Origin of the sequence: Blastococcus saxobsidens (assembly GCF_010682065.1) — a bacterium.
GTDB lineage: Bacteria > Actinomycetota > Actinomycetes > Mycobacteriales > Geodermatophilaceae > Blastococcus > Blastococcus saxobsidens_B.
In genome coordinates this window covers 216,607-239,375 of record NZ_JAAGWG010000002.1, presented here as the reverse complement: position 1 = coordinate 239,375, position 22,769 = coordinate 216,607, and the positions used below count along the sequence as shown (strand labels likewise).

17 protein-coding genes are annotated in these 22,769 nt (G+C 74.1%); 5 read left to right on the top strand and 12 right to left on the bottom strand.

Going from position 1 to position 22,769, the window contains the following annotated elements; translation table 11 throughout:
• Positions 1-288: 288 nt before the first annotated feature.
• Complete coding sequence (gene glnA / locus GCU60_RS02220) at positions 289-1,722, bottom strand: type I glutamate--ammonia ligase (RefSeq protein WP_163201986.1); 1,434 nt, start codon at positions 1,720-1,722, stop codon at positions 289-291.
• A 291-nt stretch (positions 1,723-2,013) separates the two neighbouring features.
• Between glnA and GCU60_RS02215 the strand changes: the two genes are divergently transcribed.
• Positions 2,014-2,319 carry an RDD family protein gene (locus GCU60_RS02215; RefSeq protein ID WP_345770333.1) on the top strand — a complete coding sequence of 102 codons (306 nt, stop codon included), beginning with the start codon at positions 2,014-2,016 and terminating at the stop codon, positions 2,317-2,319.
• Between the two features lie 59 nt (positions 2,320-2,378).
• On the opposite strand, the gene GCU60_RS02210 is transcribed toward GCU60_RS02215, so the two are convergent.
• The 3 genes from GCU60_RS02210 to GCU60_RS02200 form a co-directional block, all read right to left on the bottom strand.
• Positions 2,379-3,197 carry a DUF4191 domain-containing protein gene (locus tag GCU60_RS02210; RefSeq protein ID WP_163201984.1) on the bottom strand — a complete coding sequence of 273 codons (819 nt, stop codon included), beginning with the start codon at positions 3,195-3,197 and terminating at the stop codon, positions 2,379-2,381.
• Between the two features lie 60 nt (positions 3,198-3,257).
• Positions 3,258-4,241, bottom strand: coding sequence for a lipoyl synthase (gene lipA / locus GCU60_RS02205; protein WP_163201983.1), 984 nt, complete (start codon positions 4,239-4,241; stop codon positions 3,258-3,260).
• A gap of 82 nt (positions 4,242-4,323) precedes the next feature.
• Positions 4,324-5,475: a hypothetical protein gene (locus GCU60_RS02200; protein WP_163201982.1), complete on the bottom strand. Its 1,152-nt coding sequence runs from the start codon at positions 5,473-5,475 to the stop codon at positions 4,324-4,326.
• Positions 5,476-5,591: 116 nt separating this feature from the next.
• On the opposite strand from GCU60_RS02200, the gene GCU60_RS02195 reads away from it, so the two are divergent.
• Positions 5,592-6,521, top strand: coding sequence for a TIGR03560 family F420-dependent LLM class oxidoreductase (locus GCU60_RS02195; RefSeq protein ID WP_163201981.1), 930 nt, complete (start codon positions 5,592-5,594; stop codon positions 6,519-6,521).
• Positions 6,522-6,548: 27 nt separating this feature from the next.
• On the opposite strand, the gene GCU60_RS02190 is transcribed toward GCU60_RS02195, so the two are convergent.
• Positions 6,549-8,876, bottom strand: coding sequence for a putative bifunctional diguanylate cyclase/phosphodiesterase (locus GCU60_RS02190; RefSeq protein ID WP_345770332.1), 2,328 nt, complete (start codon positions 8,874-8,876; stop codon positions 6,549-6,551).
• A 289-nt stretch (positions 8,877-9,165) separates the two neighbouring features.
• Between GCU60_RS02190 and leuS the strand changes: the two genes are divergently transcribed.
• Complete coding sequence (gene leuS / locus GCU60_RS02185) at positions 9,166-12,060, top strand: leucine--tRNA ligase (RefSeq protein ID WP_163201979.1); 2,895 nt, start codon at positions 9,166-9,168, stop codon at positions 12,058-12,060.
• A gap of 121 nt (positions 12,061-12,181) precedes the next feature.
• Here the strand turns inward: leuS and GCU60_RS02180 are convergent, their stop codons facing one another.
• The 3 genes from GCU60_RS02180 to GCU60_RS02170 all read right to left on the bottom strand — a co-directional run bounded on the left by GCU60_RS02180 (position 12,182) and on the right by GCU60_RS02170 (position 14,625).
• The gene (locus tag GCU60_RS02180) at positions 12,182-12,565 is read right to left on the bottom strand and encodes a PPOX class F420-dependent oxidoreductase (protein ID WP_163201978.1); all 384 of its coding nucleotides are present in this window, start codon (positions 12,563-12,565) and stop codon (positions 12,182-12,184) included.
• Positions 12,562-13,221, bottom strand: a complete 660-nt coding sequence (gene lipB, locus GCU60_RS02175; protein WP_163201977.1) for a lipoyl(octanoyl) transferase LipB — start codon at positions 13,219-13,221, stop codon at positions 12,562-12,564. Before lipB ends, GCU60_RS02180 begins: the two co-directional genes overlap by 4 nt.
• A 105-nt stretch (positions 13,222-13,326) precedes the next feature.
• Positions 13,327-14,625: an NAD(P)/FAD-dependent oxidoreductase gene (locus tag GCU60_RS02170; protein ID WP_345770331.1), complete on the bottom strand. Its 1,299-nt coding sequence runs from the start codon at positions 14,623-14,625 to the stop codon at positions 13,327-13,329.
• A gap of 59 nt (positions 14,626-14,684) precedes the next feature.
• Between GCU60_RS02170 and GCU60_RS02165 the strand changes: the two genes are divergently transcribed.
• Positions 14,685-16,286, top strand: coding sequence for a serine/threonine-protein kinase (locus GCU60_RS02165; protein ID WP_163201975.1), 1,602 nt, complete (start codon positions 14,685-14,687; stop codon positions 16,284-16,286).
• Positions 16,287-16,289: 3 nt separating this feature from the next.
• On the opposite strand, the gene GCU60_RS02160 is transcribed toward GCU60_RS02165, so the two are convergent.
• From GCU60_RS02160 to lpdA, 3 genes are all read right to left on the bottom strand, one after another.
• A complete protein-coding gene (locus GCU60_RS02160) occupies positions 16,290-17,195 on the bottom strand; it encodes a TIGR01777 family oxidoreductase (RefSeq protein ID WP_163201974.1) in 906 nt (301 codons plus the stop codon).
• Positions 17,196-17,279: 84 nt separating this feature from the next.
• Complete coding sequence (gene sucB / locus GCU60_RS02155) at positions 17,280-19,190, bottom strand: 2-oxoglutarate dehydrogenase, E2 component, dihydrolipoamide succinyltransferase (RefSeq protein WP_163201973.1); 1,911 nt, start codon at positions 19,188-19,190, stop codon at positions 17,280-17,282.
• 49 nt (positions 19,191-19,239) lie between these two features.
• Complete coding sequence (lpdA, locus tag GCU60_RS02150) at positions 19,240-20,619, bottom strand: dihydrolipoyl dehydrogenase (RefSeq protein WP_163201972.1); 1,380 nt, start codon at positions 20,617-20,619, stop codon at positions 19,240-19,242.
• Between the two features lie 152 nt (positions 20,620-20,771).
• On the opposite strand from lpdA, the gene GCU60_RS02145 reads away from it, so the two are divergent.
• Positions 20,772-21,128, top strand: coding sequence for an oxidoreductase (locus GCU60_RS02145; protein WP_204261219.1), 357 nt, complete (start codon positions 20,772-20,774; stop codon positions 21,126-21,128).
• A gap of 48 nt (positions 21,129-21,176) precedes the next feature.
• On the opposite strand, the gene GCU60_RS02140 is transcribed toward GCU60_RS02145, so the two are convergent.
• Entirely contained in the window at positions 21,177-22,688 is a 1,512-nt protein-coding gene (locus GCU60_RS02140) for a leucyl aminopeptidase (protein ID WP_345770330.1), read from the bottom strand.
• Positions 22,689-22,769 lie beyond the last annotated feature (81 nt).

The window sequence follows — 22,769 nt, the reverse complement described above, 5'->3', positions numbered from 1 at the left end:
GGCGGGTTCGTGGGGTTTCGCGACGCTGCGAACCGGCGTCGATGCCGGGTACCGGGCCTCGCGCGTTCCTCGCCGGTGGGCGGTGCGCGGTCGTCGGGCCGGTGTACGCCTTGCGGGCACGGTTCCACCGTAGGAGCGATCCGTTGCCCGCCGACGACAACGGCGGGAACGGTCGATGACATTCCCGGCGGTCCGTCCGGCGGTCCCGACCGCGGCGGCCCTGGGAAAGCGAGAGGGCCGGTGACCTGCGGATGCAGGTCACCGGCCCTCGTGTCGCCGGAGGAGCGATCAGATGTCGTAGTACATCGCGAACTCGTGCGGGTGCGGACGGAGGCGGATCGGGTCGATCTCGTTGGCCCGCTTGTAGTCGATCCACGTCTCGATGAGGTCGGGGGTGAACACCCCGCCGTCGATCAGGTACTCGTGGTCGGTCTCGAGGTTGTCCAGCGCGGCGTCCAGCGACGCGGGGACCTTCTCGATGCCCAGGGCCTCCTCGGGCGGCAGCTCGTAGAGGTCCTTGTCGACCGGCGCCGGCGGCTCGATCTTGTTCTTCACGCCGTCGAGGCCGGCCATCAGCATCGCCGAGAAGGCGAGGTAGGGGTTGGCCGACGGGTCGGGCACGCGGAACTCGATGCGCTTGGCCTTCGGGCTGTCACCGGAGATCGGGATGCGGAGGCAGGCCGACCGGTTGCGGGCCGAGTAGACCAGGTTGATCGGGGCCTCGTAGCCCGGCACCAGGCGGTGGTAGCTGTTGACCGTCGGGTTGGTGAAGGCCAGCAGCGACGGGGCGTGCGCCAGGAGGCCGCCGATGTAGTGGCGGGCCATGTCCGACAGGCCCGCGTAACCGGTCTCGGCGTGGAAGAGCGGCTGCCCGTCCTTCCAGAGGCTCTGGTGGCAGTGCATGCCCGAGCCGTTGTCACCGAACAGCGGCTTGGGCATGAAGGTCGCGGTCTTGCCGGCGGCCCAGGCGGTGTTCTTGATGATGTACTTGAACAGCATCAGGCTGTCGGCCGAGCGGAGCAGGGTGTCGAACTTGTAGTTGATCTCGGCCTGCCCGCCGGTGCCCACCTCGTGGTGGCCGCGCTCGAGCTCGAGCCCCGCGCTCATGAGGTTCTTCATCATGTCCGAGCGCAGGTCGCTCTGCTGGTCGTAGGGCTCGACCGGGAAGTACCCGCCCTTGGGCCGGGCTTTGTAGCCGCGGTTCGGGCTGCCGTCGAGCTCGGTGGCGGCCCCGGATCGCCAGGAGCCCTCCTCCGACTCGATGTGGTAGTAGCCCTCGTTGATGCCGGTGTCGTACCGGACCGAGTCGAAGACGTAGAACTCGGCCTCGGGGCCGAAGTAGGCGGTGTCGGCGATGCCGCTCGAGGCGAGGTACGCCTCGGCCTTCTTCGCCACGTTCCGCGGGTCGCGGCTGTAGGCCTCGCGCGTGATCGGGTCGTGGATGAAGAAGTTGACGTTCAGCGTCTTGTGCCGGCGGAACGGGTCCACGAAGGCGCTGTTGGCGTCGGGGAGCAGGAGCATGTCCGACTCGTTGATCGCCTGGAACCCACGGATCGAGGAGCCGTCGAAGCCGAGCCCCTCGCTGAAGGTGTCCTCGCCGAACGTCGACGCAGGGATGGTGAAGTGCTGCATGACGCCGGGCAGGTCGCAGAAGCGGACGTCGACGAATTCGACGTCGTTGTCGCGGATGTAGGCGGCGACCTCGTCGGGACTGTTGAACATCGATCCTCCGGGTGTGGGCGGACGGCCGAACGGAACGCTACGAGCGAGGGGTTGCCCCGCCGTGTCCCGATTGTTTCGGGGGCGTAACAACACGCCGGGCGCACGACCCCCTGCAGGGCACCGCCACGAGCCGGCGAGTGGTGGGGGGCAGGGGGTCCTCTTACTACGCTGGCGGTCATGGTCGGTAATGCCGGACAACCCTCTCAGGCCCCTGGGCGTGGCGCCTCCCTGGGGTTGCCGGCCGAAGGCCCGGGATCGCTGGCCTCCTTCACCGCGCGGGCTGGTGGGTACGTGGTGGACGCGCTGCTGTCGGCGGCGATCGCCTGGGCGTTCAGCGCACCGGAACTGCCCGGCAACCTGAGCCTGCTCGTGTTCTTCGTGCTCACCGCGGTCTCGGTCGCCGTCTTCGGTCAGACCCCGGGGCACCGCTTGCTGGGCCTGCGCCTGGCCCACCCCACGCCCGGCGCGCGGCTCGCCCCGTGGCGGGCGGTGGTGCGCACGGCGCTGCTCGTGCTGCTGGTCCCGGCGCTGATCACCGACGCCGACGGCCGCGGCCTGCACGACCGGCTGACGGGGACCGCCGTCGTCAACGCCTGAGGCCTGAGACGCAGAGAGGGCCCCGTCCGACCGGACGGGGCCCTCTCTGCGGTGGGAGCTCAGCTGCGGCGGCGGACCTGCCGCTGGCTGATCGACATCTGCCGGCCGCCGGGGAGCGGCCCGCCGGGCACCGGCATCCGGGCGCCACCCAGGGCGCTCATCCGCCGGCCCAGCGTGTTCACCTCGGCGGCCGACAGGTTGCGCGGCAGCTTCATGACGTGGGTGCTCAGCTTCTTCAGCGGCACCTGGCCCTCGTCGTCGCCGACGGTGATGTCGTAGATGGGGGTGTCCCCGACGACGCGGGCGATCTTCTTCTTCTCCTGGGCGATGAGGCCGCGGACCCGGTGCGGGGACCCCTCACCGACCAGGATGATGCCCGGGCGGCCCAGCACCCGGTGGACGGAGTCCATCTGCGGGGTGCCGGCGATGCCGGAGCTGACCCGCCAGTCCCCGCGCATGCCCTCGAGCACCCACGCGGCGGCGCCGGGCTGACCCTCCACCTGCCGGTAGGCCGACCCCTGCGCGCGCCGACCGAAGATGATCAGCGCCGCCAGACCACCGAGGATCAGCGCCAGCGGCAGGAAGATGAACGGCGAGTTCAGCAGGATGCCGAGCAGCTCGACGACGGCGAACACGACGACGAAGGCGATCAGCATCACCCACGGCAGCTTCGGGTCGTTGCGCCGGGTGAGCGTGTAGGCCTGCTTGATCATGCGGCCGTTGTTGCCGAGCTTCTTCAGGCGGCCGACCTTCGGCTGACCGTCCTTGCCGAGCTTGGGAGCCTTCGTCGCCCCCGACGCGGTGGCGCCCTTCGCCGCGGATGCGGCCTTGCCGCCGCCGCTCGGAGTCGCCGGGTCTGAGGACTTGCTGCGTGCCATGCCCCCCAGGATAGGGCCGGGACCGGCCGGCTCTGCGTGCGCCGAGCTGGAAGCCCCTCGTCAGGCCTGCGCGGCGAGCCCGCGGGCCTCGATCGCCTGCTGGTACAGGCGCCCCGCGCGGTAGGAGCTGCGCACCAGGGGGCCGGCCAGCACACCGGGGAAGCCGATCGCCTCGGCGTCGGCCTGGAACTGCACGAACTCGTCGGGCTTGACCCAGCGGACGACGGGGTGGTGGCGCGGCGAGGGCCGCAGGTACTGGGTGATCGTGAGCAGGTCGCAGCCGGCGTCGTGCAGGGCCTGCATGGTCTCCACGACCTCGTGCGGCTCCTCGCCCATGCCCAGGATCAGGTTGGACTTGGTGACCAGGCCGGCCTCGCGGGCCGCGGTGATGACGGCGAGCGAGCGCTCGAAGCGGAAGCCGGGGCGGATGCGCTTGAAGATGCGCGGCACCGTCTCGACGTTGTGCGCCAGCACCTCGGGGCGGGAGGAGAAGACCTCGGCCAGCTGGGCGGGGTCGGCGTTGAAGTCGGGGATGAGCAGCTCGACCCCGCACCCGGGGAGCTGGGCGTGGATCTGGCGCACGGTCTCGGCGTACAGCCAGGCGCCACCGTCGGGCAGGTCGTCGCGGGCGACGCCGGTGATCGTGGCGTAGCGCAGCCCCATCGTGGCGACGCTCTCGGCCACGCGGCGCGGCTCGTCGGCGTCGAAGTCGGCGGGCTTGCCGGTGTCGATCTGGCAGAAGTCGCAGCGCCGGGTGCACTGGTCACCACCGATGAGGAAGGTGGCCTCCCGGTCCTCCCAGCACTCGTAGATGTTGGGGCAGCCGGCCTCCTCGCAGACCGTGTGCAGCCCCTCGCGACGCACCAGCGACTTCAGCTCGGTGTACTCCCGGCCGGTCTTGAGGCGGGTCTTGATCCACTCGGGCTTGCGCTCGATCGGCACCTGGCTGTTGCGCACCTCGAGCCGCAGGAGCTTGCGGCCCGCGGGCGCGATCGTGGACTCCTGCGTGGTGCTCGGGTCAGGGGTGGTCCGCGCCTCGCTCATGATCCCCACGGTACTCGCGAGAACGCCGCAGCCCCCGTCGCGACGGCGACGGGGGCTGCGGGGGTGCGGTCGGGCGGGGTGGTCAGACCTGACGGTCGTCCGGACCGGCGGTCGGGCCCTCGGTGGCGCCACCACCGGAGGTGAACGGCTCCGGGGTGTTCTTGATGTCCTCGCTCGCGCTGTCGTCGCCGTCGCCGTCGACGAACTGGGCGTCGCGGACACCCATGTCCGACTCCGCCGGAGCGGAGTCGCCGGTGGTGTCGGCGGTGGAGACGGTCTTGCCGGAGTTGCTCTCGGAGCTGAACACGGGGTCCTCTCGGTAGCTGGGCACCGGGCCGTCGCCGGCCGGAGCGGGGGTCCAGGCGTCGTTCTTCGAACGGCGCAGCAGGACGAACACCGCAGTACCCACGCCGAGGAACAGGAACACCCACGGCCAGCGGCGCGGCTCGGGCTCGACGCCCACCCGGCGCTTCACGGTCCTGGCGGTGGCCAGCGCCGCCTTCTCGAACTCCTTGTGCTTCTTGCCGGCCTTCTTGCGGGCCTTCTTGGCCGTCTTGCGCGCCTTGCGGCCGGACTCCGCGGCCGCCGCGGCGAGCTCGGCGCGACGGGCGTCGAGCTCGCTCCGGGCGCTGTCGACACCGGCGGCCAGGGTGTCCCGGGCGCTCTCCAGCGCCGGCGTCACCGCGTCCCGCGCCGCCGACACCCGCGGGGTGGCGTAGGCCAGGGCGGCGGCCTGCGCGGCCGTCAGCCGTGGCGCGACGTCGTCGGTCAGGGTCTTCTGCGCTGCCTTCTGGGCGGCGGTCAGGCGCGGGGCGACGTCGTCGCGCAGTGCCTTCTGCGCCGCCTCGACCCGCGGGCCGAGGTCCGCGGCGGCCTTGCTCGCCGCGGCCTGGGCGGCCACGACCGCACCGGCGACCTTGGGCGCCGCGGCGTCCCGGGCGGCCTCGATGCGGGGAGCGAGCGCGTCACGGGCTGCCTCCACGCGGGGGCCGAGGGTGTCGCGTGCGCTGGCGACGGCCGGGGCCGCCACCGCCACCGCGGCCGCCACCTTCGGGGCGACCGCGCGCTGGGCTGCGTCGAGTGCCGGACCGGCTGCCTCGCGGGTGGCCGCGACGCGCGGCCCCAGCTCTTCGGCAGCGAGGCGGCCGGCCTCGGTCGCTGCGACCCCGATGTGGGCGAATGCCTCCTGGAGCTCGGCGCCGATGACCTGACCACGCGTCTTCTTGCGGAACACGAGCTGCACCTCCGAGTTGATCGTCTGGCGATCATCCTGCCCGGTCCGGGCGGGGAGCACACCCCGAGACCACCTGCCGGTGCACATCCGGCCGTGGGCGTGGTTACGGTCCGGGGGTGCAGCTGCGCATCTTCACCGAGCCCCAGATGGGCGCGACCTACGACGATCTGCTCGCCGTGGCCCGCCGCGCGGAGGAGACCGGCTTCGACGCCTTCTTCCGTTCCGACCACTACCTGACGATGGGTGGGGACGGGCTGCCCGGCCCCACCGACGCCTGGGTGACCCTCGCCGGACTGGCCCGCGAGACCAGCCGGATCCGGCTGGGCACCCTGATGACGGCCGGCACCTTCCGGCTGCCGGGGCCGCTGGCGATCAGCGTCGCCCAGGTCGACCAGATGAGCGGCGGCCGCGTGGAGTTGGGCATCGGCTCCGGGTGGTTCGAGGCGGAGCACAGCGCCTACGGCATCCCGTTCCCGCCGCTGGGCGAGCGGTTCGACCGGTACGAGGAGCAGCTCGCCGTCATCTCCGGCCTGTGGGGCACGCCGGTGGGGGAGACGTTCGACTTCGACGGCCGCCACTACCGGCTGACCGGCTCCCCGGCCCTGCCCAAGCCGGTGCAGGAGGGCGGTGTCCCGATCCTCGTCGGGGGCGCGGGCAGGAAGCGGACGCCGCGGCTCGCCGCCCGCTACGCGAGCGAGTTCAACGTGCCCTTCATGCCCGCCGAGGACAACGCCCGGCTGTTCGCCCGCGTGCGGGAGGCGTGCCAGGAGGCCGGGCGGGACCCCGCCTCGCTCACGTACAGCTCGGCGCTCGTGCTGTGCGTCGGCCGGGACGAGGCGCAGATCGCCCGCCGCGCGGCGGCCATCGGCCGGGACGTCGACGAGCTGCGCGCCCACGGGGTGGCCGGCACGCCCGCCGAGGCCGTCGACGTTCTCGGCCGGTACGCCGAGGCCGGGGCGCAGCGGGTCTATCTGCAGGTGCTCGACCTCGCCGACCTCGACCACCTCGACCTGGTGGCCGCGGAGGTGGCCCCGCAGCTGGCCTGAGCGCCGCCGGGCGTCCCCCGGCGGCGGTCACAGCTGGATGCGCTGCCCAGGGCTCCGCGGCGTGGGCACCGACGGCGTCCCGGGGAGTGCTGCCGAGCGGTCGGCGAGCCAGCCGAGGAAGTCCTCCACCGGCATCGGGCGGGCGATGGCCCAGCCCTGCGCGACGTCGCACCCGAGGTCGGTCAGCACGGCGGCCGTCGCCTCGTCCTCCACGCCCTCGGCGACCAGCGTCAGGCCGAGGTCGTGCGCGAGCGCGACGGTGTGCCGCACGATCGCCGTCGCCCGGTCGTCGCGCCCGACGTCGTGCGTCAGGCTCCGGTCCAGCTTCAGCTCGTCCGCCGGCAGGTGCCGGAGGTAGGCCAGCGAGCTGTAGCCGGTGCCGTAGTCGTCGATCGAGGTCCGGACGCCCAGCCGTCGCAGCTCTCCCAGCACCGTGCGGCCGCGGTCGGGGTCGGTCATGAGCGTGTCCTCGACCAGCTCCAGGGTCAGTGCCTCGGCGGGCAGGTCGTGGCGGGCCAGCGCCGCGGCGACCTTGGCCGGCAGGTCGACGTCGGTGACGTTCGCGGCCGAGAGGTTGACCGAGACCGGGACCGGGTCGGTCGACCACCAGCGCACGGCCGCGCGCAGGGCGAGGTCGAGCACGGCGTCGGTGAGCGGCCGCAGCAACCCGGCCTGCTCGGCCGCCGGCAGGACGACCGCCGGGGACAGCAGCCCGCGCTCAGGGTGCTCCCAGCGCACCAGCGCCTCGACGCCCACCACCGAGCGGCCGTGCAGCGCGACCTGCGGCTGCAGGTGCACCACCAGCTGGCCCTCGTCGAGCGCCGTCCGGAGGTCCTCCATGGTCCGCAGCCGGTCACCGCCCCCACTCCGGACGTCGGGCACGTAGGAGCGCACGCCGTCCCGGGCGTTCTTCGCCTCGTACATCGCGGCGTCGGCGCACCGCAGCAGCTCGATCACGGTCGCGGCGGGCACGGGGCCGGTGGCGACGCCGACGCTCACGCCGACGTGCAGGCGGACACCGTGGACGACGAACGGCTCGAGCACGAGGGCCCGCAGGCGTTCGGCGCGGAGGAGCGCGTCGTCCAGGCCCGCGCCGGGCAGCAGGACCGCGAACTCGTCCCCGCCCAGGCGCGCGAGCAGCTCGCCGCGCCCCAGCTCCGGTGCCAGCCGTGGCCCGATCATGCGCAGCAGGTCGTCGCCCGCGGCGTGCCCCAGGCTGTCGTTGATCTCCTTGAACCCGTCGAGGTCGAGCAGCAGCAGGGCGAGCGGCTCACCGGCGGTCGGGGCGGCGAGGGCCGCGCGGGTCCGCTCGAGGAGCGCCCGGCGGTTGGGCAGACCGGTCAGCTCGTCGGTCCGGGCCTGCTCCGTGATCTCGTGCAGCCCACGCAGCTCCTGCACGGACATGGCCGTCCGCGCCAAGGTGGCGAGCAGGCAGGTGACAGCGGCCCACCCGGCCATGCCGAGACCGTCCGAGCCCCACGTGGACACGAGGACGACGACGCTCAGCACGATCGAGCTGAGGGGCACGAAGGCCACCCGCCAGCTCAGGCGTGCCACGGGGTCGGTGCCGGCGGGCACGACGGTCGGCGTCCGCCCGGCGACGTGGGCGGCCAGCGCGGTGAACGCGGTGCCGGTCAGCCAGGCGAGCGTCATCGGGCCGTCGACGACCGCCTCCCCGTCCACGGTGCGGCTCAGGAGGAGCGCGTCCGCGCCGAGGGTGCAGAGGAGGCCGGCGATGATCAGCACCAGCGGCCAGTCCCGGCGGAGGCCCATGACGGCGCACACGGCGCTGACGGCCGCCAGCAGCAGGGTGTCGGCCACGGGGTAGAGCTGGATGACCGCGAACGAGCCGTCGGCCGGCCCGGATGCGAGCGAAGGCAACAGGGTGACGGCGAGGATGACGGCACCGCAGGCCCCGGTCAGCGCGTCGAACCACATGCTCGGGTGCGGCTTCCCGACCCGGGACCGCACCAGTCCGACCAGGGCCGCCCCCATCGCCGGGTAGGTGGGCGCCCAGAGGGCGACCAGCAACCAGGCCGGGACGAGGTCGCCCAGGGGTGCGAGGGTGACGGCGTAGAGCGTCGTGCTGAGCGCGACGGCGGCGAGCGCGACCGCCAGCGCGTTCCACACCAGCCGGTCGTCCGTGCGGTGGAGCGCGGTCCGCCGGCAGGCGGCCGCCCCGAAGAGGTAGACCGCGTCGTAGGCCAGGAGGTCGTAGACCATCGCGACCGGGTGCGTCGACGGGCGCCAGATCTCGCCCAGGGCGTAGGCGGCCACCGCACCCAGGCAGGCAAGCAGCAGCGGGCCGGTCACGGGGGTGCGGCCCTGGCCGGCGTGCGCGTCGGATGGGTCCACGGTCCGGTCATCGGCTCCGTCCGGTGCGATGGCGAGACGAATTCGTCCGGACTCGCCCCATCGGAGGAGACGCCCGCGTCGCGAGGGCATCCGCAGGGCGGTCCCGCGGGGGCCGTCGGAACCGGGTGCCCAGGCGGTAGGCTGCCGATCGTGACCGGGCGGCTCCTGCTTCGCCGGCCGTGCTGACCCAGAACGTCCAGACAGCACGGCCGACCCCTCCTGCGTGAGGGGTTTCTTTATGTCCGCCGCCGTCACCGCGCCGCCAGTCGGAACCCCGGGAGCACCAGCGATGAGCCAGACCGCCGACCAGCCGAACGTCGAGCCGGTGTCCGGTGACGTGCCGCCGCACCGCTACACGCCGGCCCTGGCGCAGCAGATCGAGCTGACCTGGCAGGACCGCTGGGAGGCCGGGGGCACCTTCCACACGCCCAACCCGACCGGCCGGCTGAGCGAGGGCTTCGACCGGGTGGCCGACCGGCCGAAGTTCTTCGCGATGGACATGTTCCCGTACCCCTCCGGCGCGGGCCTGCACGTCGGCCACCCGCTGGGCTACCTGGGCACCGACGTCACCAGCCGGTTCCGCCGGATGGACGGCGACAACGTGCTGCACCCCATGGGCTACGACGCCTTCGGCCTGCCCGCCGAGCAGTACGCCGTCCAGACCGGCCAGCACCCCCGGATCACGACCGAGGCCAACATCGCCGCGATCAGCGCGCAGCTCCGCCGGCTGGGTGTCGACCACGACCAGCGGCGCACCTTCGCCACGATCGACCCGGGCTACTACAAGTGGACCCAGTGGATCTTCCTGCAGATCTTCGGCTCCTGGTTCGACGAGGACGCGAACAAGGCCCGGCCGATCGAGGAGCTGGTCGCCGAGCTGGACGGCGGGACGCGCGAGCCGGCCGCCGGCACCAACCCGTCGGGCCGGCCGTGGGCGGAATTGGACGAGCGCGCGCGGAAGGCGGTCGTCGACGCGCACCGCCTGGCCTACCTGAACGAGGCGCCGGTCAACTGGTGCCCGGGCCTGGGCACGGTGCTCTCCAACGAGGAGGTCACCGCCGACGGGCGCTCCGAGCGGGGCAACTTCCCGGTGTTCCGGCGGCCGCTCAAGCAGTGGATGATGCGGATCACCGCCTATGCCGACCGCCTGCTGGCCGACCTGGACCGGCTGGACTGGCCCGAGTCGCTGAAACTCATGCAGCGCAACTGGATCGGCCGCTCCACCGGCGCGAAGGTCCGGTTCGCCGCCGGTGACCGGACGGTCGAGGTCTTCACCACCCGGCCCGACACCCTGTTCGGCGCTACCTACATGGTGCTGGCGCCCGAGCACCCGCTGGTCGGGGCACTGACCGCCGACGCGTGGCCCGAGGGCACCGACGAGCGCTGGACGGGCGGCGCCGCGACGCCGGCCGAGGCCGTGCGGGAGTACCAGCGGCAGGCCTCGCGCCGCTCCGAGCTGGACCGTCAGGACGCCGGCCGGGAGAAGACCGGCGTCTGGCTGGGCGCCACCGCGGTCAACCCGGTGAACGGGCGCGAGCTGCCGGTGTTCATCGCCGACTACGTGCTGACCGGCTACGGCACCGGCGCGATCATGGCCGTGCCGGGCGAGGACCAGCGCGACTGGCAGTTCGCGGCGACGTTCGGCCTGGAGATCGTGCCCACGGTCGAGCGCCCCGAGGGCTTCGACGAGGACAGCGGCGCGTACACCGGCCCGGGCCGCATGATCAACTCCGCCAACGACGAGATCTCGCTGGACGGCCTGGACAAGGCGGCGGCGATCGAGCGGATCACCGCGTGGCTGGTCCAGCGCGGTGCCGGCGAGGCGACCACCACCTACAAGCTGCGCGACTGGCTGTTCAGCCGGCAGCGCTACTGGGGCGAGCCCTTCCCGATCGTCTACGACGAGGACGACTCGCCCGTCGCCGTCCCCACCTCGATGCTGCCGGTGCTGCTGCCCGAGGTCGACGACTACTCGCCGAAGACCTTCGCCGACGACGACGCCGACTCCGCCCCGGAGCCCCCGCTGTCGCGCGCCACGGAGTGGACAACCGTCGAGCTGGACCTGGGCGACGGCCCGAAGAGGTACCGCCGCGAGACCAACACGATGCCCAACTGGGCCGGCTCGTGCTGGTACTACCTGCGCTACCTGGACCCCGGTGACGACGAGCGCATGGTCGACCCGGAGCTGGAGCGGTACTGGATGGGCCCGCGCGGCGACGGCGACACCGGCGGCGTCGACCTGTACGTCGGCGGCGTCGAGCACGCGGTGCTGCACCTGCTGTACGCCCGCTTCTGGCACAAGGTGCTGCACGACCTGGGCCACGTCTCCAGCGAGGAGCCGTTCCGCCGGCTGGTGAACCAGGGCTACATCTCTGCCTACGCCTACACCGACGAGCGCGGCTTCTACGTGCCCGCCGCCGAGGTCGTGGAGCGCGACGGCCAGTTCCTGCACGAGGGCAAGCCGGTCAACCGCGAGTACGGGAAGATCGGCAAGAGCCTGAAGAACATGGTCACGCCGGACGAGATGATCGGCGCCTACGGGGCCGACACCTTCCGCGTGTACGAGATGTCCACCGGTCCGCTGGAGCAGTCCCGGCCGTGGGAGACCAAGGCCGTGGTCGGTTCCCAGCGGCTGCTGCAGCGCATCTGGCGGGTGGTGGTCGACGAGCAGACCGGTGCGGTGCGCGCGGCCGACGACGTCGAGCCGACCGAGGAGACGCTGCGCGCGCTGCACAAGGCCATCGACGGCGTCCGCGACGGCTACGCGACGCTGCGGTTCAACATCGCCATCGCCCGCATCACCGAACTGACCAACCACCTGACGTCGGCGTTCGGCGCCGACGCCCCGGTGCCGCGGTCCGCGGCCGAGCCGCTGGTGCTGATGGTGGGCCCGCTGGCCCCGCACCTGGCCGAGGAGCTGTGGTCGCGGCTGGGCCACGAGGGGTCCTCGGCCTGGGCGCCCTTCCCGGTGGCCGAGCAGCGGTGGCTGGTCGAGGACACCGTGCAGGTCGCCGTGCAGGTCAACGGCAAGGTCCGCGCGCAGGTGTCGGTGCCCGCCGACGCCGACGCCGCCGCGCTGGAGGCGGCGGCGCGGGCGGACGAGAAGATCGCCGGCTACCTCGAGGGCGCGACGATCCGCCGCGTCGTCGCCGTCCCCGGCCGCCTGGTCAACTTCGTGCTGTGACATCGCGATCCTCCGGATCGCACCGCGGCCAGGTGGCGTCCCCCTGATGCGCTGAGCCGCACCGTCGCGCCTGCGCGGACCCTCCGGGCCCACTCGGCACGACAGCGCGCCTGTCAGCCTGTCAGGCGGGACGGATGCTGATGAGTTCGTGCCGCTCGCCCTCGCGGCGGAGCAGCCGGTGCCACAGCCGCGAGGTGGCGTTGCCCAGGGTGAACTTCAGCCCGTAGTCCCGGCGCAGAGCAGCCAGCGCCTGCGCCTGGTCGGCGGGGGCGACGAACCCGGCCACGCCGTCGACGGCCGGGCCCGTGGTGCGGCCGCGGACGTCGCACGGCGCGACCGTGACCCGGGAGGTGTGGCGCAGCCGCTTCACCTTGCCGGAGTCCGCGCGGGTCCACACCACCAGCCGCTCCCCGTCGGTGGCGGCCCAGACCGGGGTCGCCACGGGAGCACCGGTGCGCCGGAAGGTGGTCAGGCTGACGTACTCGCTCCGGGGGAGTGCGGTCACGCCGGCGCGATTGCGGGCTCGGAGGTCAGCACCGCGCGCATCGCCGTCTCAACCGGATCCAGGGCCTCGGCCACCGGGACGTCGCGGGCGAGCTCCGCCGACAGCGAGGTCACCCCGGCGTCCGGGATACCGCACGGGACCATGTTGGCGAACGCCGTCAGGTCGGGGTCGCAGTTGAGCGCGAAGCCGTGCATCGTCACGCCGCGGGCGACCCGGATGCCGATGGCGGCGACCTTGCGCTCCGCCCGGTGGCCGCTGCCGGGCGGGTCCGCCGGCAGCCACACGCCGCTGCGCCCCTCGACCCGGCCGGCCTGGACGCCGAGCCCGGCGCACACGTCGATCAGCGCGCCCTCGAGCCGGCGGACGTAGGCGACGACGTCCACCGGGTCGGGCAGCGCGACGATCGGGTAGCCGACGAGCTGGCCCGGTCCGTGCCAGGTGATCTTGCCGCCGCGGTCGACGTCGATGACCGGGGTGCCGTCGAAGGGGCGCTCGTGCGGCTCGGTGCGCTTGCCGGCCGTGTAGACCGGCGGGTGCTCCAGGAGGAGCAGGGTGTCAGGGGCCTCCCCGGCGACGCGTCGGGCGTGCAGCTCACGCTGCCGCGCCCACGCCTCCTCGTAGTCGACCAGGCCGAGCCGGAGCACCTCGAGCGTCACGGCCCCAGCCTAGGCCCGAGCCGGGACGCCTGGCGGTCGCACGCCGCTGGCGCGGTCCTCGGAATCCGGCCTCTCGATCCCGGACCTCGACCGCGGGCGCGGGTGTCAGCCGTTCCCCGTGGTGCCGGGCCTGGTGGGCCGCAGTGCGCGGAGCACGGCGCGCGCCGTCCGGGCGCCGCTGGCCATGGCGCCCTGGATGGAGGGGGTGTCCCGGTGGTCCCCGCAGACGTAGACGCCGTCGCCCAGGTCGACCGGGCGGCGCAGCTGCAGCGGGGGCAGCGCGGCCGGCTGCGCCCCCGGAACGGTCACCGTGGTCAGGTGCTCCAGCTCCGACGGCGAGACGCCGTGCGCCGCCGCGACCTCGCCGCGGACGTCGGTCTCCCGGGTCGGCCCGAGGGTGGAGCTGGCGACGAGCGCCCGGCCGTCGGGGCTGTAGCGCGGCTGGGCATCGGACACGACGGCCGAGTTGACCAGCCGTCCGTCGGGCTGCCCGAGCACGATGAGCGCACTGGGCCAGGGGGACTCCGGGAGCACGTGCAGGTGGGTGGTCACCTGCCGCGGCGCGGACGCCTCCACGGCGGGGAGGAGGCCGGCCGCCGTCCCCGGATCCGTCGCGACGACGACGGCTCCGGCCGACCAGGGGCCGTCGTCGGTGCCGACCGTGCCGGGGGCGACCGAGCGCACCGGGGTGCCCAGGTGCACCCGGCCGGGGTCGAGGCGTCCGGCCAGCTGCTCGCCGATGGCCTGCATCCCGGAGGCGGGCAGGCCGGTGGCACCGCGCACGAAGCTGCGCCAGAGCAGGTCGACGTACCGGCTGGAGGTGGCCAGCTCCTCCTCCAGCAGGACGCCGGCGAGGAAAGGCCGGAGGAACCGCTCGATCGCGGCGTCGCCCACGCCGGCCCGGCGGAGGGACTGCGCCGCCGTCGTCTCCGGACGGGCCAGCAGCCGGTCGACGGGGGCGTAGCCCGCGCGGAGCGAGAAGGCGACGAGCGCCGCCTTCTCGCGCAGGCCGCCGAGGGGCGCCGTCGCCGTGCCGAGCGCGGACCCGGGGCGGCGGCGGGGGTCGACCACCGGGTGCGCGCGGCCCCCGGCCCGGACGATCGCGCCCCGCTCGAACCAGCCGAGTTCCAGGGCCGGGAGGTCGAGGTCGGCCGCCCGCGGGTAACCGGTGTTGAACACCTGGAAGCCGCGGTCCACGACGAAGCCGTCGATCCGCTCGGTGGCCAGCCGTCCACCCACGTGACCGGACGCCTCCAGCACGTGCACGTCGACCCCGGCGGCCGCGAGCCGGGAGGCCGCGGACAGCCCCGCCAGCCCGGCCCCGACCACGACGACCTCGGCCTGCTGCGGCGTGGACACCGCCCGACGGTAACCGGCGCACAGCTCCCAGGCGGGACGGACCACCGGTGCGACCTGTGGACAACCGGAACGGCGGCCACCCGATCCCGTCTACGGTGCCCGTCATGCCCGCCGCCGACCCGACCCCGGTGCCCCCCGTCGTCCCCGGCTACACGCTTCAGGAACCCCTCGGCCGTGGCGGGTCGGGGGAGGTCTGGCGGGCGGTCCCGCGCGGCGGGGGCGACCCGGTGGCGGTCAAGGTGCTGGTGGCCGGAGACCCGGAACGGCAGGCGCGGGAGGCGGCGTTGCTCGGCGAGCTGGACCACCCGCACCTCGTGCGGCTCGTCGAGGTGGTCCACCAGCCGCGCCGCGGAGGTGTGCCCCGGGTCGCGCTGGTCCTGGAGCTGCTCGCCGGGGGCAGCCTCGCCGGCCTCCTCGCCCGGCGGGGGCGCCTGACCCCGGGCGAGGTGGTCACCGCGATCGCGCCGGTGGCCTCGGCGCTCGCGCACGCCCACGCCCACGGGGTCGTCCACGGCGACCTCTCCCCGGGCAACGTGCTGTTCACCGCCGAGGGCCGGCCGGTGCTCACCGACCTGGGGGTGGCGCGCGTCCTGGGGGATGCGGCGCCCGCGGAGGTGACCCCGGCCTACGTCGACCCGGTCGTCGCCCGAGGGGCCGCGCCCGGCCCGGCCGCCGACGTCTTCGGGGTGGCCGCGGCGGCGTTCCACGCGCTGACCGGCGTCGCCCCGTGGAACGCCGCGACCCCCGGGGACACCCTCGCGGTCGCCGCCGACGGGTACCTGCCGGACGTGGCGGAGCTCGCGCCGGAAGCACCCCCGGCGCTGGTCGAGGTGGTCCGGCGCGGGCTCTCGGCCGATCCGCACGCGCGCGGGACGGCGGCGGCCTTCGCGCTCGACCTCCGGCACGCGTGTGCCGCGGCCCCGGTGGCGCTCTCCGCGGTGGCGTCGCAGGCAGGGCGCCCGGACGTGCGGACGGCCGTGACGCACGTGGTCCCCGGCCGGCGGCCGCGGCCGGCCCCCGTGGTCGCGACCTCTCAGCGCGGCCGTCACGCCGGGAGCCGGCTGCGTTCCGTCGCCCGCCCGTCGGTCGTCCGCGGCCTGCTCGTCGCGACCGCCGTGCTCAGCGCGCTGGCGCTCACCGCATGGGTGGGCGGGCGCTGGGGCGAGGAGGGGACCGGCGGCGGACAGTCCGTCGCGGCCGCCACGGCGCCGGCCCCGGCAGCTGCGGGCGAGCCGTCGCCGTCCCGGGAGGTCCCGGCCGAGGACGCCGCGCCGACGACCGGCGGTGTGCCGGAGGGTGCGACGCCACGGACGCCGGAGGAGTGGCGCGCGCTCGTGGAGGTGCTGTACCAGCGCCGCTCCGAGGCCTTCACCGGCCAGGGGGCGGAGCGGCTCGCCTCCGTCCACACGGCCGGCAGCGCGTTGCTGGCCGCCGACCAGGAGCACGTCCGGGCACTGGCGTCGGCCGGGGAGGTGCTGAGCAGGTTCGCGCCCGAGGTCGTCGAGCTGGTCGTGACCGAGGCCTCGGAGGCGCAGGCCGAGCTGCTCGTCACCGATCGGTGGCCCGACTACCGCGTCGTCCCGGCCGACGTGCCGGACGGGCCGACGCTGCGCACGGCTCCCGGCCGCGCCGACGCCCAGGTCAGGCTGCTGCTGGTGCGGACGCCGGAGGGCTGGCGCATCGACGGCGCCGAGCGGGTGGGCTGAGGGTCAGCCCCGGGCCAGCACCGCCCGCAGCGCGGACTCCACGTCGGTGTGCGTGAAGCGGAAGCCGGCGTCGGTGAGGGCGGCGGGTACGGCGCGCTGACCGGCCAGGACCCCGACGGGGGCGAACTCGCCGAGCGCCAGCCACAGGGCCGGTGGCGGGACGACGAGCACCGTCGGCCGGTGCAGCACCCGGCCCAGCGCCGCGGTGAACTCGGCGTTGGTCACCGGCGCCGGTCCGCAGAGGTTGACCGGTCCGCTGACCGGGTGGGTGAGCAGGAACCGGATCGCGGCGACCTCGTCGTCCAGGCTGATCCAGGGCATGTACTGCTGCCCGGAGCCGAGCCGCCCGCCGAGACCGGCGCGGAAGATGGGCAGCAGCCGGCCCAGCAGGCCGCCGCGGGCCAGCACGAGGCCGGTGCGCAGCCGGACCACCCGCACGCCGGCGTCGGCGGCCGGACGGGTGGCCCCTTCCCAGGCGACGCACACCTCGGCCAGGAAGTCGTCGCCGGCCGGAGCGGACTCGTCGACGACCCGGTCGCCGGTGTCGCCGTACCAGCCCACGCCGGAGGCGTTGACGAGCACGCGGGAGCGGGCGGGGTCCGCCGCGGCCAGACCGGCCAGCGCCTCGCTCAGCGTGGTCGTGGTGTCGACGCGGCTGCTGAGCACGGCCCGCTTGTGCTTCTCGTTCCACCGCCGGTCACCCACGCCCACGCCGGCCAGATTGACCACCGCGTCGACGTCCTCGAGGACGGCCGCGTCGATCCGGCGGTGCTGCGGGTCCCAGCGGTGCTCCTCGGTGGTCCGCGGGGTGCGCCGGACCAGCTGCACCACCTCGTGCCCGTCGGCGCGCAACGCCGGCAGCAGGGCGCTGCCGATCAGGCCGGAGGCCCCGGCGACGGCGATCTTCATGCGGCACTCCCCGGTGTGGACCCGTGAGCAGGGCAGAACGGGCTCGGGGCCCCGGTGGTCACCGGGGCCCCGAGCGGGCGTCGATCAGGCGAGCCCGAGCTCGCCGTGGAACTGTCCGGCCTCGAGCCGTTCCTTCACCGTGGTGAGGAAACGGGCAGCGTCGGCGCCGTCGACGATCCGGTGGTCGTAGGTGATCGCCAGGTAGACCATCGACCGGACGGCGATGACCTCGCCGAGGTCGGGGTCCTGGACGACGACCGGGCGCTTCACGACCGCGCCGGTGCCCAGGATGGCGACCTGCGGCTGGTTGATGATCGGGGTGTCGAAGAGCGCGCCCCGGCTGCCGGTGTTGGTCAGCGTGAACGTGCCCCCGCCCAGCTCGTCGGGCGTCACCTTGTTGGTGCGGGTGCGCTCGGCGAGGTCGGCGATCTTGCGGGCCAGCCCGCCGATGCTCAGGTCTCCGGCCTCGTGGATCACCGGCACCAGCAGACCGCGCTCGGTGTCCACCGCGACGCCGAGGTTCTCGGTGTCGTGGTAGGTGACCGTGCCGGCCTCCTGGTCGATCGAGCAGTTGACCGTCGGGTGCGCCCGCAGGGCCTCGACCGCCGCCTTGGCGAAGAACGGCAGGAAGGACAGCTTCACGCCCTCGCGGGCCTCGAAGTCGGCCTTGGCCTGCTGCCGCAGCTTGGCGATGCGGGTGACGTCGACCTCGACGACCGTGGTCAGCTGCGCGCTCACCTGGAGCGACTCGACCATGCGGCGGGCGATGACCGTGCGCAGCCGCGACATCTTCTCGGTGCGGCCACGGACGGAGGTGTCCGGCGTGGCGGCCGGGGACGGGGTCCGCGTGCCACCCGACGCGGCCGGGGCAGCGGGAGCGGCGGCAGGGGCCGCCTTCTTCTCGGCGGCCGCCAGCACGTCCTGCTTGCGGATCCGGCCGCCGACCCCGGTACCGGAGACGGTGCCCAGGTCGACGCCGTGCTCTGACGCCAGCCGGCGCACCAGCGGGGTGACGTACTGGCCACCGCCACCGCCACCGCCACCGCCACCGCCACCGCCTCCGCCGTCGCCGTCGCCGTCGCCGGCCGGGGCGGCCGCGGGTGCCTGCGGGGCCACCTGGGGCGGCGGGGCCGAGGTCGGGGACTGGGCCGGCTGCGCACCGCTGGCGCCGTAGTCGCCGCCGGGCTGCGCGGTCGCGGTGGCGGCCGGCTTGGCCTCCGGTGCGGCCTGCGGCTTCTCCTCGGCAGGGGCCTCCTGCTTCGGCGCTTCCTGCTTCGGCGCTTCCTGCTTCGGCGCGGGGGCGGACCCGCCACCGGCCGCACCGGTGCCGATCACTGCCAGCTGCGCGCCGACGTCGACGGTCTCGTCCTCGTTGACCGTGATCTCCAGCAGCGTGCCGCTGACCGGGGCGGGGATCTCGGTGTCGACCTTGTCGGTGGAGACCTCCAGCAGCGGCTCGTCCGCGGTGATCTCGTCGCCCACGGCCTTCAGCCAGCGGGTGACCGTGCCCTCGGTGACGCTCTCGCCCAGCGCCGGCATGGTCACCGGGGTGCCCTCGCCACCGCCGGAGCCACCGCCCTCGCCGCCGCCGGAGCCGCCCGAGGCCTGCGCGGGCTCCGGCTCGGGCTCGGCAGCAGGCTGCTGCTCCTGCTCGGATCCGCCATCGGCGTCCTCGACCTGCTGGTCGGGCGTCTGCGGGGTGGTGTCGTCGTCCGCGGAGGCGGCGTCGCCGGCGGGGGCCGAGCCACCGCCGTCGCCCTCGCCACCGATGACGGCGAGCTCCGCGCCGACGTCGACGGTCTCGTCCTCGGCGACCAGGATCTTGGTCAGCACGCCGGCGGCCGGCGAGGGGATCTCGGTGTCGACCTTGTCGGTCGACACCTCGAGGAGGGGCTCGTCGACCTCGACCTGGTCACCCTCCTGCTTGAGCCAGCGGGTGACCGTGCCCTCGGTGACGCTCTCGCCCAGGGCGGGCATGGTGACGGACGTCGGCATCGGGGCAGTGCTCCTTCTGGCGCGGTGCGGGGATGGGGGAGTGGATCGTTCAGCCGTGCACGTGCAGGGGCTTGCCGGCGAGGGCCAGGTGGGCCTCGCCGAGAGCCTCGCTCTGGGTCGGGTGCGGGTGGATGAGGCTGGCGACGTCGTCGGCCTCGGCCTCCCAGTTGTAGATGAGCTGGGCCTCGGCGATGAGCTCGCCGACCCGGCTGCCGACCATGTGGATGCCGACGACGGGGCCGTCGGGGGACTGGATGAGCTTGACCGCGCCCGTCGTCTTCAGGATCTGGCTGCGGCCGTTGCCCGCCAGGTCGTAGGTGAGGGTCTTGACCTCGCCGTAGCGCTCCTTGGCCTGGGCCTCGGTGAGCCCGACCGAGGCGACCTCCGGGTCGGAGTAGGTGATGCGCGGGACGCCGGCGTAGTCGATGGGCGCGGGCTCGAGGCCGGCCACCCGCTCGGCGACGAGGATGCCCTCGCCGAAGCCCACGTGGGCCAGCTGCAGGGTGGGGACGAGGTCACCGACGGCGGAGATCGTCGGGATGTTGGTGCGCATGTACTCGTCGACGAGGACGTAACCGCGCTCCATCTGCACGCCCACCTCCTCGTACCCGATGCCGGAGCTGACCGGGCCGCGGCCGACGGCGACGAGCACCAGCTCGGCCTCCAGCTCCTTGCCGTTCTCCAGCGTCACCTTCACGCCGTTGTCGGTGGTCTGCACGCCGGCGACGCGGCTGCCGAGCTCGAAGCCGATCTTGCGACGGCGGAACGCGCGCTCCAGCAGCTTCGAGGAGGACTCGTCCTCCAGCGGGATCAGGTGCGGCAGGCCCTCGACGATCGTGACGTCGACACCGAAGGACTTCCAGGCGCTGGCGAACTCGCAGCCGATGACGCCGCCGCCGAGGATGATCGCCGAGCTGGGGACGCGGTCGAGCTCGAGGGCGTCCTCGCTGGTGATGACCTTCGTGCCGTCGAGCTCGATGCCCGGGAGCGTGCGCGGGTAGGAGCCGGTGGCCAGCAGCACGTGCTTGCCCTCGTAGCTCTGCCCGTCCACCTCGACGGTGGTCGGGGAGGTGAGCCGTCCCTCGCCCTCGACGTAGGTGATCTTGCGGGCCTTCACCAGTCCCTGCAGGCCCTTGTAGAGCTTGGCGATGACGCCGTTCTTGTAGTTGTTGACGCCGTCCATGTCGATGCCGGCCAGCGACGTCTTCACACCGAACTGCTCGCCCTCGCGGGCCAGGTCGGCCACCTCGCCGGCGTGCAGCAGCGCCTTGGTGGGGATGCAGCCGCGGTGCAGGCAGGTGCCGCCGACCTTGTCCTTCTCGATGAGGACGACGTTCAGCCCGAGCTCCGAGGCGCGGAAGGCAGCGGCATAGCCACCCGAGCCACCTCCCAGGATGACCAGGTCGGCGGGGGAGGCGGGTGCGCTCACGGGTGCTCCTCAGGTGCGGCGGGCGGCGGCCCCGCTCGAGCGGGCGGGGGCTGGTGCCCATCCTGCCACTCCGGGAACGACCCGGCCGGGAGCACCGTTGCTCTCGCGAGCGTCGTGGTGATCACGGCCGCCGTAGCGGCAGGGGAGGGCGCATGGGTCTGTTCGACCGGCTGCGTGGGCGAGGCGCCCGCGCGCAGGGGAACGGCGGGGGGAACGGCCGGCGGGCGACCCTCGACCGCGCGTCGGAACGCGCCGACCTCAGCCACCTGGAGCAGTTCGTCGCCACCCGCCGCGGGGTGGAGGGCTACGTGGAGCCGCGCACCGCGGTCACCGAGTCCACGATCGTGCTCGTGGCCGCGGACGGGGAGTGGACCCGCCGTCGCATCGCCGGCCCGGAGGTCGCCCGGCGGTTGTCCCGCGAGCTGACCATCCCGGTCTACGACGCGCAGGTCACCGGCTACCCCCAGCGGATGCGCGACTGGTCCGCCCGCCAGAAGCGAGGCCAGTGACCCGCTTCTCCGCGGAAAAGCTCATGAGCTTTTCCGCGGAAAAGCGGGTCAGTCGGCGATGAGCGCCTCGATGGTCGCGAGCAGGGTGCGTACGGGCACGCCGGTGCCGCCCTTGGGCGTGTAGCCCCACGGAGCGCCGGTGTTGTAGCTCGGGCCGGCGATGTCGATGTGCGCCCACGGCAGGCCGGCCGGGACGAACTCGGACAGGAAGTGGCCGCCCACGAGCATGCCGCCGAGGCGGTCGGCGTTGGCGTTCACCATGTCCGCGACCGTCGAGTCCAGGCCACGGCGCAGCTCGGGCGGCAGCGGCATCGGCCACATGGCCTCCCCGGTGCGCTTCGAGGCGGCGACCACGGCGTCGCGGAGGTCGTCGCTGCCCATGACGCCGGACGTGCGGCCGCCGAGGGCGACCATCTGCGCGCCGGTGAGGGTGGCGGTCTCCAGCAGGACGTCGGGGGAGTCCTCGGCGGCGCGGGCGATCGCGTCGGCGAGCACGACCCGGCCCTCGGCGTCGGTGTTGGTGATCTCCGCCTTCTTGCCGTTGCGGAAGGTGACCACGTCGGCCGGTCGGTAGGAGGTCGCGCTGGGCAGGTTCTCCGCGATCGGGACGGTCGCGATGACCTCGACGGGCAGGCGGAGCTGGGCGACGAGGCACACGGTGGCGATCACGGCCGCCGCACCGGCCATGTCGCTCTTCATGTCCTCCATCTTCGCGGCGGGCTTGATCGAGATGCCGCCGCTGTCGAACGTGATCCCCTTGCCGACCAGCGCGATCTTCTTGCGCGCGTTGGCGCCGGAGTAGGTCAGGCGCAGCAGCCGGGGCTTGCGGCTGGACCCGCCGCCGACCGCCAGGATGCCGCCGTAGCCGCCGGCCACCAGGGCGTCCTCGTCGAGGATCTCCGCGGCCAGCCCGAGCTTCTCGCCGGCGGCGGCACCGCGGGCGGCCAGCTCGGCGGGGAAGAGGTCGTTCGGCGGGGTGTTGACCAGGTCGCGCACGAGCGCGACGGCGTCGGCGACGGCGCGGACCCGCCGCAGCGCGGTCTCCGCGGCGGCGGCGCCGGGGACGACGACGGTGAAGTCCTGTGGCGGCGTCGGGCGATCGGCCGGCAGGTCGGACTTGTAGGCGGTGAACTCGTACGCACCGAGCAGCGAGCCCTCGCCGACGGCGTGCAGCCGGTCGGCGTCGGGCGTGCCGCCCACGGCGGCGAGCAGGGTCACCACGGAGCGGCGACCGCGCAGCGCCCGGCTGGCGGCACCGGCGGCGCGGCGCACGGCCTCGGGGGCGTAGCCACCGGCGGCGTCGGGCGCGCCCAGGCCCACGACGGCGACCACGGGGAACGGGCCCTGCCCGAAGGAGGGCAGCCGGGTGACCTCCTCCTCGCCGCCCCGGGCTCCCAGGTCGGCCAGCGCGCCGAAGAGGCGTCCGCCCAGCAGGCGGTCGACGGCCTCGGCGCCGGGAGTGGGGAGGGGTCCGTCGGGACCCTTGCCGACGGCGACGACGACGGCGTCGGCGGTCAGCTTCTCGAGCGGGTGGTCGGTCGCGGAGATCGTCGGTGGCACCGCCTGATCGTAGAAGGACCCGCCGTCCCCCATGCCTCGCAGGCTCGGCCCGGGGCCCTACGGCGGGCCGTTCCAGCACGT

What these genes read in the sequence shown, in the direction of transcription:
- GCU60_RS02145 (WP_204261219.1), top strand. Translation starts at nt 20,772, where the DNA reads ATGGGTCTGTTCGACCGGCTGCGTGGGCGAGGCGCCCGCGCGCAGGGG.
- GCU60_RS02165 (WP_163201975.1), top strand. Translation starts at nt 14,685, where the DNA reads ATGCCCGCCGCCGACCCGACCCCGGTGCCCCCCGTCGTCCCCGGCTAC.
- lipA (WP_163201983.1), bottom strand. Translation starts at nt 4,241, where the DNA reads ATGAGCGAGGCGCGGACCACCCCTGACCCGAGCACCACGCAGGAGTCC.
- leuS (WP_163201979.1), top strand. Translation starts at nt 9,166, where the DNA reads ATGAGCCAGACCGCCGACCAGCCGAACGTCGAGCCGGTGTCCGGTGAC.
- GCU60_RS02210 (WP_163201984.1), bottom strand. Translation starts at nt 3,197, where the DNA reads ATGGCACGCAGCAAGTCCTCAGACCCGGCGACTCCGAGCGGCGGCGGC.
- glnA (WP_163201986.1), bottom strand. Translation starts at nt 1,722, where the DNA reads ATGTTCAACAGTCCCGACGAGGTCGCCGCCTACATCCGCGACAACGAC.
- GCU60_RS02160 (WP_163201974.1), bottom strand. Translation starts at nt 17,195, where the DNA reads ATGAAGATCGCCGTCGCCGGGGCCTCCGGCCTGATCGGCAGCGCCCTG.
- sucB (WP_163201973.1), bottom strand. Translation starts at nt 19,190, where the DNA reads ATGCCGACGTCCGTCACCATGCCCGCCCTGGGCGAGAGCGTCACCGAG.